At 34.3% G+C, this 17666-nt stretch carries 12 protein-coding genes and 1 pseudogene; 3 read left to right on the top strand and 10 right to left on the bottom strand.

Annotated features, from left to right (window positions below; translation table 11 throughout):
- Nucleotides 1-35: 35 nt before the first annotated feature.
- The 3 genes from A9D35_RS05985 (at nucleotide 36) to A9D35_RS05995 (ending at nucleotide 3795) form a co-directional block, all read left to right on the top strand.
- Nucleotides 36-1076 carry a glycoside hydrolase family 43 protein gene (locus A9D35_RS05985; RefSeq protein WP_083191643.1) on the top strand — a complete coding sequence of 347 codons (1041 nt, stop codon included), beginning with the start codon at nucleotides 36-38 and terminating at the stop codon, nucleotides 1074-1076.
- Between the two features lie 4 nt (nucleotides 1077-1080).
- On the top strand, nucleotides 1081-1395 hold the full coding sequence (rhaM, locus tag A9D35_RS05990; protein WP_066220341.1) for an L-rhamnose mutarotase: 315 nt from the start codon (nucleotides 1081-1083) through the stop codon (nucleotides 1393-1395).
- Between the two features lie 1359 nt (nucleotides 1396-2754).
- Entirely contained in the window at nucleotides 2755-3795 is a 1041-nt protein-coding gene (locus A9D35_RS05995; RefSeq protein WP_066220346.1) for a GntR family transcriptional regulator, read from the top strand.
- 56 nt (nucleotides 3796-3851) lie between these two features.
- Here A9D35_RS05995 and A9D35_RS06000 read toward each other — a convergent pair whose 3' ends face one another.
- From A9D35_RS06000 to A9D35_RS06040, 10 genes and pseudogenes are all read right to left on the bottom strand, one after another.
- Complete coding sequence (locus A9D35_RS06000) at nucleotides 3852-4856, bottom strand: glycoside hydrolase family 43 protein (RefSeq protein ID WP_066220349.1); 1005 nt, start codon at nucleotides 4854-4856, stop codon at nucleotides 3852-3854.
- Between the two features lie 85 nt (nucleotides 4857-4941).
- A complete protein-coding gene (gene uxuA, locus A9D35_RS06005; RefSeq protein ID WP_066220351.1) occupies nucleotides 4942-6102 on the bottom strand; it encodes a mannonate dehydratase in 1161 nt (386 codons plus the stop codon).
- A gap of 12 nt (nucleotides 6103-6114) precedes the next feature.
- Nucleotides 6115-6699: pseudogene (locus tag A9D35_RS06010) on the bottom strand (SDR family oxidoreductase); the annotation flags it as partial.
- A 61-nt stretch (nucleotides 6700-6760) separates the two neighbouring features.
- Nucleotides 6761-6928, bottom strand: coding sequence for an SDR family NAD(P)-dependent oxidoreductase (locus tag A9D35_RS19650; RefSeq protein WP_369692151.1), 168 nt, complete (start codon nucleotides 6926-6928; stop codon nucleotides 6761-6763).
- A gap of 439 nt (nucleotides 6929-7367) precedes the next feature.
- The gene (locus tag A9D35_RS06015) at nucleotides 7368-10352 is read right to left on the bottom strand and encodes a LamG-like jellyroll fold domain-containing protein (RefSeq protein WP_066220356.1); all 2985 of its coding nucleotides are present in this window, start codon (nucleotides 10350-10352) and stop codon (nucleotides 7368-7370) included.
- 413 nt (nucleotides 10353-10765) lie between these two features.
- Complete coding sequence (locus tag A9D35_RS06020) at nucleotides 10766-12199, bottom strand: purine-cytosine permease family protein (RefSeq protein ID WP_066220358.1); 1434 nt, start codon at nucleotides 12197-12199, stop codon at nucleotides 10766-10768.
- A 134-nt stretch (nucleotides 12200-12333) separates the two neighbouring features.
- Nucleotides 12334-13773 carry an aldehyde dehydrogenase gene (gene aldA / locus A9D35_RS06025; RefSeq protein WP_066220361.1) on the bottom strand — a complete coding sequence of 480 codons (1440 nt, stop codon included), beginning with the start codon at nucleotides 13771-13773 and terminating at the stop codon, nucleotides 12334-12336.
- 32 nt (nucleotides 13774-13805) lie between these two features.
- A complete protein-coding gene (locus tag A9D35_RS06030; protein ID WP_066220364.1) occupies nucleotides 13806-14954 on the bottom strand; it encodes an alpha-hydroxy acid oxidase in 1149 nt (382 codons plus the stop codon).
- A 10-nt stretch (nucleotides 14955-14964) separates the two neighbouring features.
- The gene (locus A9D35_RS06035) at nucleotides 14965-16254 is read right to left on the bottom strand and encodes a class II aldolase/adducin family protein (RefSeq protein WP_066220367.1); all 1290 of its coding nucleotides are present in this window, start codon (nucleotides 16252-16254) and stop codon (nucleotides 14965-14967) included.
- A gap of 34 nt (nucleotides 16255-16288) precedes the next feature.
- Nucleotides 16289-17662 carry an FGGY-family carbohydrate kinase gene (locus A9D35_RS06040; RefSeq protein ID WP_066220369.1) on the bottom strand — a complete coding sequence of 458 codons (1374 nt, stop codon included), beginning with the start codon at nucleotides 17660-17662 and terminating at the stop codon, nucleotides 16289-16291.
- Between the last annotated feature and the right edge of the window lie 4 nt (nucleotides 17663-17666).

The raw sequence follows: 17666 nt of genomic DNA on the forward strand, positions 1-17666 counted from the left end.
TCAGCACTTAACTATAATTAAGACTTTAAATAATAATGAAACTTCTAACATCAAACCGCAGCAATTACGCAAGACTTATTTTATGTTGCTTTTTTATTCTAAAATTAAATGCAAAATCGGAAATTAGCAATACTAGTAATAGCCTCATAGTTAATAATAATCCCCTAAATTTAAAAAGTGACAGTTTAAAAGAGCAAGATTCAATTTACCTATTTTCCTATTTTAAAGGCAATGGGGAAGATGGCTTGCATTTAGCCTACAGCAAGGATGGATATACATTTAAAGCCTTAAATAACGACCAAAGTTTACTAACACCCGAAATTGGTCCAAACAAACTGATGCGCGACCCGTGTATTATTCAAGGGCCAGATAAAACCTACCACATGGTCTGGACAACGGGCTGGACAGACAAAGGTATTGGTTATGCACAGTCTAAGGATTTAATCAATTGGTCCAAACAACAGTATATCCCCGTAATGGAACACGAAGCTGAAGCCAGAAACTGTTGGGCTCCCGAAGTCACTTACGATGCTAAGTCTAAGCAATTCATCATTTATTGGGCAACAACCATTACGGGTAAATTCCCCGAAACCCAAACCGATGCCGATAAGGGGTATAACCACAGAATGTATTTTACGACCACAACAGACTTTAAAAATTTCAGTAAAACTAAACTACTATACGAACCTGGTTTTAATGTCATCGATGCTACAATTAAAAAAGAAGGCAATCAATATATCATGTTTTTAAAGGATGAAACGAAGACTCCTAAAGCAGAAAAAAATATTAGAATTGCAACCAGTAAATCACTAATAGGACCTTATTCTAAAGCCAGCTCTCCAATTACCGGTAATTACTGGGCAGAAGGACCGAGTGCTATTAAAGTAAACGGCAATTGGATTATATATTTTGATAAATATACCAATCACGAATACGGCGCTGTACAATCTAAAAATTTAAAAGATTGGGAAGATATTTCAGAGCATATTTCTTTTCCTGAAGGAACGAGGCATGGTACCATTTTTAAAGTATCTAAAGCTACTTTCAACCAACTACAATCTTCTTTAACACCTTAAATTTATGATAAGAAAAGCTTTTAAAATGAAATTATATTCTGAAAAAATTGAAGAATATAAACAACGTCATAACCCCATTTGGGGCGAACTAAAACACGTGCTTAAGGCTCACGGGGTACATAATTACAGTATCTTTTTAGATGAAGACACTTACCATACCTTTGGTTATGTGGAAATAGAATCGGAAAAACATTGGAATGAAATTGCTTCAACTGAAACTTGTAAAAATTGGTGGAAATATATGGCAAGTCTCATGGAAACCAACCCTGATAACAGTCCCGTTTCCACCGAATTAATTGAATTATTTCATTTAGATTAATGAATATATTTATAAACTATTATCTTTTGATATAATGTTATTCTACTAAAAAATTTTCATAAACAGCAAGCTAAACCGCTAAGACTAAAGTCAAACGGTTTATGACACTGGAAACTACCCCTCTTTGTTATTACTCTAGAAATGAAATTTGGATTATCAGAATTAGTACTTCTGTCGTGTTCTAATATTTATTTATTATTTCTTCTGTTATATTTTCTGTACTTCAAACACCATAAACTGTTGCCCAGAAATGTTTAACTCAATATTGTTTCCTTAATCTAGGAAATTTCTATTATAAATTCCCAAAACCCATTTCTTTCATTTGTGGCTTCGAAAAACTATACTTTACTTTGGACTATTCTGCTTCACATATTTTGTGAGTAAATCCTAGCAACTAGACTCTATACCCCCTTCTAACACGTTATATCTATATCATGGTAAATAATAAATAACAACTTAAACGACTCAATGTAGGATTTCCTTTTTATTGATATCTTCTCATTTAATAAGGAAATAATGTTTTTATTATTAATTTGCTGTAATTAAAACACATGAGTTTAGCCCCAAATTTGGACCAAAAAAAATATTCGTATAGGTAATAAACATATAATAAATAATACTTAGTCCTCTAACCTCCAATTAAAAGTTCATCATATCACAAAAAATAACTTGATTCATTACTCCTACTCTTTAACTAAATTTGAATTGATCCTTTGAAATTTAGCAAGTCGTTTTTTAAAGTTTTTCAAGTGTTTAAGTTTTTAACTTATTTTTACATAGACTTTAATTTGACACCATTTTATAGCCCATATTAAAATCTAACATATTATACTCCATATTGAATATATTAATAAAACCTTTCATTAATATATTAATCTAATGAAAGGCTTATCAAACAAACAAACTAAAAAACAAACTAAATAAACTCAATATTATTATTTAATTAAAGTAACTAGACATTAACTATTTTATATTCAACAATTTTTTTTAAATTAATAATGCCTATATTTCCGTATTAACCTCTCCACATCCTTAATTTGTAATTCTTTAATCCGGTCCCAGAATATAAGAACTATCTGTCTGAAATTAAATTATTTATAGAGTGCTAATATCAACTTTTATTTTATCTATAGGATATAACCACATGGTTATAATTGATTAATAATATTATATAGACAAAGATTCCAATGACAATATCATAACTGAAAGATAAATAAAATAAAAAAACAAACCATCCTGTACTATAGGGCTTTTGCAAAAAAAGTAATGTAATATCCACACTTATATCTTATTTATAATTAAATTGCAATTCAATTAATAATTTTAATAAAAAAACTTAAAGAAAATAAATTTGTGGACATGTTAGAATTTATTAAAATCGATGAGAACTCTAGAAAGCCAAAATACAAACAAATTGTTGATACTATAATCTATAATATTTCAATTGGAAATTTAAAAGTAGATGACAAAATCCCATCTATCAATAAATTTAGTGAAGATTATTACTTATCTCGAGATACAGTTGAGAAAGCATATAGTGTTTTAAAAGATCGTAAAATAATTTCTTCAATTAGGGGGAAAGGTTATTATATAACACGTACAAAGTTAATTTCCAAAATTAATATTTTGTTCTTAATAAATAAGTTGAGCTCTTATAAATTACGCATACATAATGCTTTTGTAGATAGTATTGGAGGAAATTCGCATACAGATTTAATTATTTACCATTGCGATGAGTCCTTATTTTTAAATTTAATGGAAAAAAATTTAGGGGCGTACGACTATTATATTATTATGCCTCATTTTAAAAACGATAATTTAAAACATATTAGTATAACAGACAAAATTGTTAATTCGATAAACAAAATACCAAAAGAAAAACTTATCATATTAGATAATAACAAATTAAACCAAGTAGATGCAAGTATAGAAATTTATCAGGATTTTGAAAACGATATCTACAATGCGTTGGTTGAAGGCATGAAAAAAATACAAAAATACAAGAAAGTGTTTTTAGTATATCCTAACAAAGCGGTCTACCCATATCCTAGGCGAATTTTGCACGGGTTCAGAAAATTCTGCGTAAATCATGATATGCTTTTTGAAATTATAGATGAAGTTTACGAAGATATGATATTAAAAGAGAACGACCTTTTTATAACCATCGAAGAGCCTGATCTAGTAAATTTAATTAAACAGATTAGAGAGAGTGAATTTGTTCTGGGAGAAAATATTGGTATTATCTCTTATAATGATACGCCTCTTAAAGAGCTTTTAGGTATTACTGTAATATCAACAGATTTTAAGGCTATGGGTGAAACAGCTGCTCAAATGATTTTAAATAAGAAAAAAGGTAAAATAAAAAACCCTTTTAATTTTATAGAGCGAAATTCAGTTTAAATAAAATTATTTTAATTACATAAACTACTATATATTAGATTATTAGCGCGAGCCTTCTAATCTTTTGTATTTTGCATAAAATCTGGGAACCCTGATTCTGTCCATTTCACAATTCGTGCACGAGTAGCTCGATTTTTATCAGAAAGTTCATGACCCTGGATATGCTTGTAGTCCCGAGCATGGTAAATCATAATTGTTGTTTCTCCATCCTTAGATGTTGTAAATGAATTATGACCTGGGCCATATCGTTTTAAATCTTCATTTGTAAAAAACACAGGGCCTGGCGATTTATGCCAATTAGAAGGATTTAATAAATCTTCATCTTCATTAATCCATAACAGCCCCATACAATAATTCTCATTTGTTGCACTTGCAGAATAGGCTACAAATATTTTATCATATTTTTTAATAACAGCAGGGCCTTCGTTAACATTATATTTCACTTTTTCCCAACCAAATTCGGGTTCAGATAAAACTACTTCTGGTCCTATTAGGCTTGTTGGATTTTTCATTTCAGAAAGAACCAGACCAGTTCCATGATTTTCTTCACTCACATTTTGTGCCCATAACAGATAGCGCTTCCCCTTATTCACAAAGGTGGTTGCATCTAACGAGAAGGACTCTCTTTTTGTAATTATTTGTCCTTCTTCTATCCAGTCTCCTTGCATGGGATCTTTTGATGAATTTGACAACACCCACATTCTTATATTCCAAACATTTTCAGTTTCCCCTGCTGCGAAATAAATATACCATTTTCCCTCTATTTTATGTAATTCTGGCGCCCAAATATGATGCCCCATTACTCCTGTATTATGCTTCTGCCAAATTACTTTTTCTTTGGCGTCTCTTAAACCATTTATACTTTTTGCCTGTCGTATTACAATTCTATCATATTCCGGTACGGTTGCTATTAAGTAATACTCGCCATCCTCCGTTTTGTAAACCCAAGGATCTGCACGTTTTTCAGCAATAGGATTATTAAATTGAAGTGTCTGTGCAGTACCATCATGTATAAACGAAACAGCTATAAGTACACCTGTAATCCATCGAAATAAATTCATAATTGTAAAGTTTTATATAAAATTCGTTATATAATCTTGTTAAATTAATCTACGAGACTCTATCTAATTAGTTTTGTTTAATTTTTTATAAACTTCGCAAAATGCCAAGTTCTAATCCTCTTATCTCAGCTAAACCTTTTAAACGACCAATAGCTGAATACCCTGAATAAGCCGAATTTGTTTCCAAGTCCTGCAACATTTGATGCCCATGATCTGGTCGCATAGGCAATTGTACTTTGCGTGAATTTTCAATTTCTAAAGCAGCTTTTACAACATGATACATATCTGTAGAACCTTCTAAGTGATTGTCTTCATAAAAGCTGCCATTAGCTTCTCTTTTCACATTTCTAAGATGTAAAAAGTGTATGCGGTTTGCAAACTTCTTAATCATTTTTGGTAGATCGTTATCAGGATTTGCGCCTAATGATCCTGTACAAAAAGTAATGCCGTTTGAAGGGCTATCAATAAAACCAACCAAATCATCTAAATCGGCTTCCGATTTAATAATTCTGGGAAGCCCCATAATATCTATTGGCGGATCGTCTGGATGAATGGCCAAAACAACGCCAAGTGTTTCACAAAGGGGAATAACTTCATTTAAAAAATAGGATAAATTGGCTTTTAAATCGGCATGGGTTAAATGCTCGTATTGCGCAATCATTTCCTTAAAAACAGGTATCGTTAAATCATCAACCGTTCCGGGTAGACCTTTTAAAATACTGTCTTCAAGTTGCTGTTTTTCTTCAGTAGTCATTTTAGCAAACAACTGTTTAGCTTGCTCTAATACCTCTGGAGAGTATGATGCTTCAACATCTTTCCGTTTCATAATGTAACTTTCAAAAACTGCCATTTCAACCTTATCAAATCTCAAGGCTGTACTGCCATTTGGTAATTTCCAATACAATTGAGTTCGGGTCCAATCCAGAACAGGCATAAAATTATAACATACGTTTTTAATGCCGCAGGTCGCTACATTTTTCAAACTTTGTTTATAGTTTGCAATGCGCTGTAAATAATCGCCTTTTTTTAGCTTTATATTTTCATGGATTGGAATACTTTCAATAAAAGTCCACTCTAAATCTTGTGCTTCAATGGTGCTTTTAACTTTTAAAATCTCGTCAACTTCCCAAACTTCACCATTGGGTATATGATGTAATGCTGTTACAACTCCTGAGGCTCCTGCTTGTTTGATATGTGATAATTTTACGGGGTCTGAAACTCCAAACCATCTAAATGTTTGTTTCATTTTATAATTTATTTAAACGCCACTAAAAGCACTAAAACCGCCATCAACAGGAATAACAATACCTGTTACAAATTTTGATGCATCGCTACACAAAAAATGTAGTGCGCCATGCAATTCGTTAGCTTCTCCAAAACGTTTCATTGGTGTATTTTGTATTATGGTATGGCCTCTATCGGTATAAGTACCATCTTCGTTTAGCAACAATGCTCTGTTTTGATTTCCTATAAAAACCCCAGGAGCAATAGCATTTACACGTAATCCATCGCCATATTTTGTAGCCAGTTCTACTGATAACCATTTGGTATAATTATCTATTGCTGCCTTGGATGCCGAATACCCTGCAACGCGAGTTATGGCACGATCTGAAGCCATGGATGAGATATTAATAATAATTCCGGAGCCATTTTTTACCATTTCTTTACCAAAAACAACCGAGGGGATAATGCTTCCAAATAAATTTAAATCCACTACTTTTTTAAAGTCGTCCATATTAATATCGAAAAAAGACTGATTTGGTCCAATGGTTGCTCCTGGCATGTTTCCACCAGCTGCGTTAATGAGAACATCTATTTTTCCGTACTTTTTAATAATGGCATCCGAAGCTTCTTGAAGACTTTCCTGTTCGACAACATTACATACAAACCCATCGACTTTATCGCTAAATAGCCCTTAACTTTTTAACAGTAGCTTCAACCGTTTTTTGTTTGTAATGCAATACAATTACAGTTGCTTCATTTGCTAATAAGTATTCTGCCATACTTCCTCCTAACACACCGCCTGCACCTGTTACAAGTACTACTTTATCTTTAAGATTAAATAAATTCATAGTCTATTTTAATTTGCTTTGTACTTTTTTTTTAAAACTTGAGATATAACAAATTTAAACAATACCCATAAGAATACTTCCCTGTACTACCCTTTTAAATTTAACAACGTCTAGTTCATTTTCTCTACTGCCCTAAATTAGATTGACCAATTTTAAATATTTATTTCGAGATTTAAGGCATCCTTAATTGATAGTGTAAAAAACCCTCTATTTTTCCTGAAAGTAATGAAGCATAAATATCTCGAAATTCCGAATTGCTGTACGAATTGCTAGAAACACATTTAAAGCATTATATCAATTTGTTGGAATAACAATAACGTTTAAAATGAGCTGGATTGCCTAAAAACGCATATTACCCCTAAACAACCTACTCTATAATTATTCATAAATAAACCGTTACAAATACTAGCAACGGTTTAATATAAATGCCTTAAAACAATTATTCTACAACAATTTTAAAATGGGTATGTATATGCTCTCCAGAGATATTTAGAATGTATATTCCAGAAGTATGGGAGTGTGATACATTTAACATATAGGAACTATTGATTTTAGAATGAAGTTTTTCTTTCAGTATAACCTTTCCTGTCATATCAAACAAAGTTGCTGTAGCTCCATTTAAATTGGTTTTACCTGCTTGAATGAAAATATGATTTTTTACGGGATTTGGATAGATCTTAATACGACTCGAGTCTGTATAGAATGTTTCATTAATAGAAAGTGTATTATCATATAACTGAGCCACTTCGCTTTCGGTTAAAGCATAATTAAATATCTCAAGTTCGTCAAACAAGCCTTTATAAGGAGCAGGCGCTGTTCCCGCTGCTAATTCATGAACTCCAATATTTCCTATAATTAAATCACTAGCTTCAGAAATACCAGTTACAGAGCTTTCATCAAGTTCAGCAGTAAAAATACCATTGGTGTAAATTCTTATTTTATGAGCAGGAATATCTCTCATTATAACGACATTCACCCATTCTCCAGTAAAAAAGTTAGCGGCCGTTGTGCTTAACTCTTTTTTGGTAATATTGTCGTCTATAGCAAATCGTAAAACATCTCCTTTTACCTCTACATTAAATCGTTTACCAGTCGCTCCCGTTGTTTCATTTTTTGTAAACGACCCTTTACATAGTATGTACATGCTCTCGCTAGAGGATTGGGGTAACAAACTTGGATCGGCTTTCATCCAAAAAGAAACCGTAAACGAACTGTTGTCGAATAAAAGTTGATTTTGGCTAGGAATATTAACCATGTATTTAGAGTCTAATGAGGTTGCAAAATCTATAGCTTGATTTGTTTTACCAGCTACACGTACATTTGCATTATCAAAATCAGGGTCTAGTTTACCGTGGTTTTCATAAGGTGACATATCAGCTATTTGCATGCCTGCACCAGCAACTTCTTTAAACGGCCAGTGCCCCACATGTTCTGGAGTAAGCACTTTAAAAGTCCATACATCACCAGGCGTCGTTCCTTTATCGTTAATAGCATCTACTCGCCAATAATAGTTTGTTCCAGGGGTTAATTCTGTAACTTGATACGAAGGTGTTTCCGAATAGGTTACATCTGCCAATTTGTTTAGATTTTCGGAATCTGTCCCTAAATATATAGTGTAACTTACCGTATTATCACTTCCGTTCCATTTTAAATTTAATTGGCCGTTTAATAATTCGGTATTTTTAAATCCCGATGTTGGTATGGGGCTATTTGCTTTATCTGGTGCAGATGGAATACGCTGGGTAGTTACCGATGCTATGGTATTATAAACCGAAGATTCGGTACTGTTTATGGCTTTTACTCTATAGTAATAGGTTGTGTTTGGCGTTAATCCCGTATCAGTATAACTAATAGTATTCGCATCAAGCGTGCTAATTACAGTAAAGTCGGTTCCGTTATCAGAACGCTCTACAACATAATGGTCTTCATTTGTTGCATTATCACCCCAATTAACAGTTAAAGCTGCTGAAGGAGGTGTTTCTGTAGAAACAATTTCTGTAAATGTGATATCGGATGGTGGATAAATAAAATCAGGAGGTGTTTCATTAGTTATCCCATTAATATACACTTCAATATTTAAATACGGTGGTTGCAGAGTGCTTTCGGCTAAAGCATCGGGTGTGTTTTTATCTAAGCCATTGGCGTCTTCCCAGGCATCTGGCATACCATCATTATCTGAATCTAAAGGAGCTGGTGCGCCGTAAACATGACCTAAACCCCCATTTATAAACGGCAAATCGTATTCGCGATACACGTAAAAAGCTTCAGTACCTTTCGAAATTAAATTAGCAATCATTAAACTATCTACTTGATCGCGTTTTGGATAAGAGGCCCCCACATCTAATACCACTTTATCAAAAGCATCCTGTGCAGATAACGTTGCGTTTTTTTCTGGATAATCGTAAGGTGTAGCTTGTAGACTTAAATCATCACCAGTTGGGTATCCTGTTAAATCTTCAGAAACCAATTCGCCATCTAAGATTCCGTTTTTATTATTATCGAAGTAGTTTCCAGATCCGTACAGAAAGAAATTAGAATTTCCTCTATTAAAGGGAGTAGATACATTATTGCTAGTATGAGGCCCTCCAATAAAATAATTATTTATGATGTTTACTTTTGAAATGCCTTCGGAATCACCTCCCATAATATAAGCATCACCAGATTCAGTATGCCCATAAGTATTACCATAATTCCCCCAATTATAAACTACATTATTTACAAACTCGTTTATGCCCTTTACTTTAGGGTTTCTGGTTTTGTTACTCAAATATAAATTGCCTATAATACTTAATTTACCTTCTGATGGTTGCATTAAGCCACCTGCAGAGTGGTTATGACGGTGTAATCCTTGTGCAATAATAGAATTTTGAATGGTTATATTATCTGGACTTTCACCTTTATTATCCCAATTTACTGAGAAAACTTCATCAGTTCCCCAAGAAAAAGTCATATGGTCCAGAATAATATCCCTTCCATTTGAAATTCCAGAGGCATCCTGATTTTGTGCGCCCCCCACATAACGAATGCGCACATATCGTGCAATGGTATTACTTGCTCCTGTAAAGGACACTCTAGGCCCAGCAAGAACAATACCTTCTCCTGTAGCCGTTTGTCCTGCAATGGTAGTATTTTTAGAAACTACGATTTGAGATTCTAAGTTTATAATTCCGCCAACTTTGAAAATAACAAAACGGCCTTCCTTACTTACCGCATCGCGAAACGAACCTGGTCCATTATCGTTTAAATTAGTAACTAAGTATATTTCGGGGTTTGCAGCACCTCTAGCTCCAGTTGTATATCTACCAAAACCAGTAGCTTCGGGAAAAGCGAGTGTTTGGGCACTTAATGTGGAACACATGGTAATAAGCCCCGAAAATAAGCATGCTTTTGATAAAAGTTTAAAGTTAAGTCTGTTTGTTTTCATATTAGTAGGTTACATAGTTAATAATGCATGAATTTAATAAGGCCGCATTATTTAATCATCCTGTAGTATCCTGTTTATATGCTAGTTGGCGATTATTTGTTGTTTATTTATAGATCTTGATTCAGGTTTTGTTGGTTCCGAGTGAAACAACATGGAGCGTGACAATCTATTTATTTTGAGTTGTAAATTGTGAAATTCGTATAGATAAAAGAGCATAGCTATTTGTCAATTAAATTCAAAAGGCTGATCGTTACATCCAAATACGCTTAGCCTATTAAACTAGAATGTTATTCCTCTCATTGTCGGAATGACATTCTGGTTAAAATGCATAAATGTTTAATGGATTCCTGCAAAAATGAAATAATAGCACATCTCAACTCCTTTCGATATTACCGACGGTTGGTTTTTAGTATTTAGTTCGCTTTTTTCTCGACACTTGATACTCTTTGATACATTTTACTAAAGACTAAAAATAACACTCCACATAACAACCATGCAGGTAAGGTTACAAAAGATAAGAACACATCAAACTGAAGCGATATAAAGTAAAAAACACCAAAGCTTATAGCCCATGCGAAAAACACAGATTTATTAAAAGAAAGTTGAGCTACTTCTGCATAATTTTTTACAATCCCTGCTTGTTTATGGAAGAAATGTTCAAAGACGATTACCGCTCCAAATGGTGCTAGAATAAATCCGTAGAGCGCTACAAAACCTAATAATTTCATAGCAAAGGCCGGAAACAATCCTGCTATGGTTGCTACTGTTCCTGCTAATATTGTTACTTTAGCTGTAGACAATTTTGGTAAAATAGCTTGAAAGGCTAATCCTGCTCTGTATATGGTAGGGTTAGCTGTAGTCCATCCCGCTAAAACAACTGCAATAATTCCTAAGATTCCAATAGCATTGTTTGCTAAAGGTCCTGGAGCTACAGGAGGAGCTTCTCCGTTACTTAAAAAGGCCTGAGCTTCTGGCGATTTTAAATAAACTGCGTATAATAAGGCCGCTGCAATCCACGCCATATAATGCCCAACATACATCCCTGCTGCAGTTGCCCATCCCGCTTTAGCTTCCTTTGCGAATCTAAACACAGACAAATCGGACATACCAATATGCATCGCACCATTAGCAAACCATGACCAAATGACTACATGCCAAAAGGTAAATTTTATTTGTCCTGGGAAAGGCTCGGAACCTTCTCCCCAAATATTCCAGAAGTCTGAAAAACTTTGAACTCCTAATTGATTAAGGGCAACGATTCCACAAGCTACAAACGCAATTACAATAACTGGAGACATCCAGTTTGCTGCTTTGGTAACCGTATCGTAACCTCTAGCCGCAATTATAGAAATAACGGCACCAATAAGAATAACAATTACAATCCAAGTTAAACCATTAGGCATCGTATCGGTTAATTTTGGCATGGGCATATCGAAAGGTATACCTACCGCAGTTGCCGAAACTGTTATCATTGATCCCGCCAAAAAACAAAACAGAATCCCATTGGCCAAATTATAACCTGTCACTAATTTTTTACCACAAATTTTCTCTAATTGAAAATATAAAGTGAGCCTATTTTTCACAGCAATTTCGGCCGTTAAAAAACGCCAGCATAAAACCGCTAATATATTACCTATAAGGAGTCCAATTATTAAATCGAAGGCGCTTACCCCGGCAGTTAAAAATAAAGGACCTATCATAAATTCTGTTCCGGCAGCATGCTCCCCGGCATACATCCCTATAAAACTTTTCCATCCTTTAAGTTTAGATTGTGGTACAGGTGTTCTTTCAAATTCTCCACCTGCTATTTGCTCTATAGCATCTTGTTCTTGACTATATTCTGACATTTTTAGTTGTTAGTTTGTTTTAATTTAAATTCTTTTCTCGATAGTTAATTGGTTATTTTTAAATTTAATGGCCCATGATGGTTAAACATAAGCTTATAAATCATAAAACTAAAAAATCCCTTTTAACTTATAGTTTAATAATACTTTGCATAAACCACTCGGGTGTGCAAATATTCTTCCATACCATGTTTTCCATCTGCACCACCGACACCTGACTTTTTCCATCCGGCGTGGAAACCTTGTATGGCTTCAAAATGTTCTCTGTTTACATAGGTTTCTCCAAATTGCAAACTATTGGTAGCATGCATGATGTTATTATAATTTTCTGAGAATATAGATGATGTTAAACCATATTGACAATCGTTAGACAACGCTATGGCCTCATCTAATGTGTTAAATTTCATTACTGGTAATACAGGACCAAATACTTCTTCTTGTACCACCTGCATGTCCTGTGTACAATTGGTTAAAAGTGTAGGCTCATAGAAATACCCTTTACTAAATTTTTCCGGACGCTTTCCTCCAACAAGAACTTCGGCACCCTCTTTTTTAGCAAATTCGACCATTTCAGAAATTTTATCGACTTGAGATTTAGAAACTAAACTACTCATATCGGCATTCACTCCGGTTAAAGCATCTTCAACCGTAACTTCACTCATCTTTTTAGTCAGTTTTTCAACAAATTCATCGTAGATACTGTCTTCTACATAAACGCGTTCTGCACAATTACATACTTGTCCGCTAAAAATCACTTTTGAAGACACTACAGCATTAACTGCTAATTCTAAATTGGCATCTGCACAAACAATCGCAGGTGCCTTCCCTCCTAATTCTAAAGAGACTTTTGTAATATTTTCGGCTGCAGCAGTTATAATTTGTTGTCCAGCACCAACACTTCCTGTTAAACTAATTATCCCCGTAATTGGACTTTTTGAAAGCGCGTTACCAACTGTTCTACCAGATCCACACACAAAATTTAATACACCTTTTGGCAAATCTATTTTTTGAATAAAATCGGCAAATTCCATAATCGTATTTGGTGCTTCAGAACTTGGTTTTATAACACAGGTGTTACCGGTAATTAACGAAGCTGCAACTTTTCTTGCCATGACGAAAAAAGGAAAGTTCCAAGGACAAATACCAACAGCAACACCAATTGGCACTTTATGAAGGTAAATGTGTTCTTTGGCACGATCACTCTGGATAATTTCCCCCTCAATACGTCTTGCCCATCCCGCATTATAATCGAAATAATCTGCTGTGACGTCAATTTCTACTTGTGCTAAACCGATAACTTTTGCTTGTTCTTTAGACAAGGTTTCTGCCAAAAACACTCTGTTTTCTCTAATAACATCTGCCATTTTATGTAAAAAAGCAGCTCTTTGAATGGCTGGTAATGCTTCCCATGCTGGTTGTGCTGCTTGCGCTGCTTCTAAAGCATTGTTAGCGTCATCAACTGTTCCTGTAGAAATGGTGCTTAAAATTTCTTCTGTACAGGGATTTAAAATTTCAATGACATCTGTAGCTTTTGAGTCTACAAATTGTCCGTTTATATATTGCTTATAATGTTTCATTTTAAAAAATTATTATGCTATTATAATTTGTATTATTTAATTAAGTGATCTGGAAAATCACTTGTTGTTGCACAACAAAGCTGATCCATGACTTGTTGTAATTCTGTTTTCAATAAGGAAATGGTATGATTTCCACCTTGTTTTCCAAGTGCAGAAACACCGTACATAAAGGAGCGTCCCATGAAAGTGAATTTAGCCCCACTTGCCATGGCACGTGCCACATCGGGACCGGAACGAATCCCACTGTCCATCATCACCTCTATCTGGTCACCATACTTTTCGGCAATGGTGCTTAACGGTTTTATCGTGGACTGTCCAGCGTCTAATTGACGTCCGCCGTGATTGGACACAATTATTCCATCAAGACCTAACCTAATCGCTTCTTCTGTATCAAATTCGGAAGCCACACCTTTAAGCACTAATTTACCTTTCCACATATCGCGAATAGGTTTTATTTTTTCTTCATTTAATCGACCACTAAAAGTATCGTCCATAAACTTACCCAATTGTGTTAAGTCTAGTCCTTTAGGCATATAGGGCTTTAAAACTTCAAAGCTTGGGATACCATGTTTTAAGGTTTGCAAACTCCAATCTGGTCGTCCAAATGCTTGTAAAATGTTAGTGAGATTCATTTTTGGAGGCATTGCCAAGCCATTCCTAATATCTCTTGGTCTAAACCCGAATGTTGGGACATCGCACAGAATAACTAAAACTGGACACTCTGCCGCTTCTGCACGTTTAATAATATCGTCTCTCAATCGATTTTCGGTTGGATGATACAATTGAAACCATGCTTTTCCTTGGGTTAATTCGCTTGCGCGCTCGATACTCGTCGTGGTTACTGTGCTGAGAATAAAAGGAATATTATGCTCAAAAGCGGCTTTAGCCAATATCTCTGGCGAATTGGGCCACATTAATCCTTGTAAACCTACCGGTGCAATGCCAAAAGGTGCGTCGTATTCGATCCCAAATAATTTTGTTTTTAAAGATGCTCCTTGATGTGCCCTTAAATAATTTGGCTTGAGTTGTACATCTCTTAATTCTGATGTATTTCGTTTTAAATTTACATCTTCATTACATCCCCCATCTAAATATTCAAAAGCAAATTTTGGTATTTTTTTCTGAGCTTTAGCTCTTAAATCATCTATTGAAGGATAGCGATTATCAAACTTTATGGCCATAATTTTCTGTTTATGATAAAAACTTTTTTCGTAAATCTTCTACCTGTTCATCATTGATAGGCACCATGTCTCCTAAGGAATTCCCTAGAACTATTGATTTTGCACTAAATTCTGCGACTTCTAAATAATCAAAAGTTTGTAGTAATTTATCGCCTGTAATAATTACTGAATCATTTTCAATAATTAATGCTGTGGCACAATTATCTATGATTTCAGAATTATTATTTTCTCTAAAATGATTACCGTATTTCACCATATTTATATCTTGTAAAAAGATCCAACTTTCTGGAATAGTACGCACGTTTAAATAACTTTTTGTAACTCCAAATGCCATTAAATACGGAGATTGTGTCATTATAATGGAGTTAACCTTTGGGTTACGGTTGTAAATCTCTTGATGTATCCAAGCGGCTCTACTTGGTTTTTTACCAGCCTCGCGCTTGCCGTCTTTTATTTGAACAATATCGTCTAAATCTATATCCCAACGATTAATTCCTGTTGGCGTTATAAGAAAATCATTGTCGTTCCAACGCATAGAAACCGTCCCGTAAGAGCTTATCATCAAGCCTTGCTGACAGGAACGCTGTACGATTTCACATATTTCAAGTCGTTTTTCAACTTCATCTGCAGGATACTCGGTAGTCTCCATTTCTGGCAAAACTCCTGTTGCCTGTGCTTCAAATTTTGCTATCTGTGCATCCGACAAATAATGAGGTGTCCCTATTTGCGACCCGTACAAAATAGTGCGTGCACAAAACTCTAAAGCTTCAAAACGTTCAAAAGCATCGGTTAAATCACTTCCGCCTAAAACAGTTCCATGATTTTCCATGATAATAGCTTTGAATCCTTTTTTGAATTCTTCTGCAATCACATCGCCTAAATCTTCACTCCCTGGCAATCTATACTCTGCATAGCCTATAGGCCCACAAATATGTTTGGCTTGAGAAATGATGTTCGTATTTGGAATTTGACGTACAATACTAAATGACACTAAGGCCGGTGGATGCGCATGAATAACCGATTTTATATCTGGACGCGCTTCATAAATCGCTTTATGGAAAGGAAATTCTGAAGAGGGTTTATGTTTACCAATAATAGTTCCATCCTTTTTTACACAAATAATATCTGAAGCTCTTAAAGAGCCTTTATCAATCGCAGAAGGAGTTACCCAAATATCGCCGTTATCGTCTATTATTGAAATATTACCACCAGAAGTTGTGGTCATTCCACGTTTATAAATTCTACTAATTATTGTAGTAATTTGGTCTCTTGGATGAATTAATTTATTTTTTCTTTTCATTTTTTTAAGTTGAATATTAAAAATATCCTAAGGTTTAGCTTACTATAAAAGGTACATGCTTTTTAAGGGCGTAATTCTTTTTTAGAAATTTAGAATTTAATTTGGCATCAGAAATAGCAATCGCTGCTCCCAATGCAGAACCTAAAGAGGAATCGGTAGTACGTAATTTCATATGTCTAAATTCATGCGCTAATAATTTTATATACACATCGTTATCACTAAAACCACCATCGACATATAATCTTGAAATCGCATCGGTACCAATGGCTTTTTGTATGCTTTGTATTTGAAGTAAAACCAGCTCGGTCATTAATTGATGATACGCCTGCTCGTAATTTTCAAAAGCCATATTGGTTTTTTCAGCCATAGTTTCATCATCAATACTTTCCCATTTAAAACAAGGTTTAAAGTTGTCTGTAATTTTTGAATACAACTCGTAATCAAACTTAACATGGCGGTGATAATCATCGGCAACCCCAAAAGCTTCATCTAATTTCTTTACTTGTAATTTGTATTCATTGCCTAAAAATAAACGTGTTGCTTTTACTGGCTTCCCATTAATTCGCATGTAATTAATAGCTTCGTTTCCTTCAACTTCGGTCGCAATGGGCTGCTCTGTAAACGGATTAAAAACTATGCTCCACGTCCCTGTAGAGACTAATACAAATTTCTTTTTTATGCTTCTTACATAAGGCAGAAGTGCTGCAGAACTATCATGAATACCAACACCTATCTTAATTCGTGTACCATTATAATTCATGTTAACACTAGTCTCTGTAGACACTATTGGTGGTAAAATCGTATGAAATCCTTCGTTATAAACCCAACTGTGATAATCCATTTTTACATAATCCCAAAGTCCAGTATGGCAGCCAATACTCGTGTATTCACTTAAAGGTATACCAGTAAAAACATAACTAAGATATTGCGGTAAATGCAAGCTGTATTTAATTTTTTTATAGACCTCTGGTTGCTCTTTTTTTAACCAATACAACTGTAGACCTGAGTTTAACATACTCAAATCTGAGCACCCTGTGGTTTTTAGAAAAGCCTCTCTTGGCCCGTAGGTATCGAAAAAAGAAGTTACTATATGTTCGGGTAACGACTTTGTATAATTGTAAAGCGGCGTTAAAGGATTCCCATTTTCATCGATATGAACCAAACTAGCACCATAGGTAGAAAAGTTTATAGCTTTTACATCAAATTCCTCCGCTTTAAGAATACGATTAAACACGTCTTTTAACCACGCTTGTAAGGCCTGAAGGTTTTCTGTAGGATGCCCGTCTTCATCTTCTATTTCATCAAATGAAATGTACTCTTTATGTACTTCCTTAAAATCCTTATCGAATAAGAAAAATTTCTTGTTGGTCTTGCCTATATCAAATACGGCTGTTACTTTTTTCTTCATCAAT

Origin of the sequence: Formosa haliotis, assembly GCF_001685485.1 — a bacterium.
Classification (GTDB): Bacteria; Bacteroidota; Bacteroidia; order Flavobacteriales; family Flavobacteriaceae; genus Formosa; species Formosa haliotis.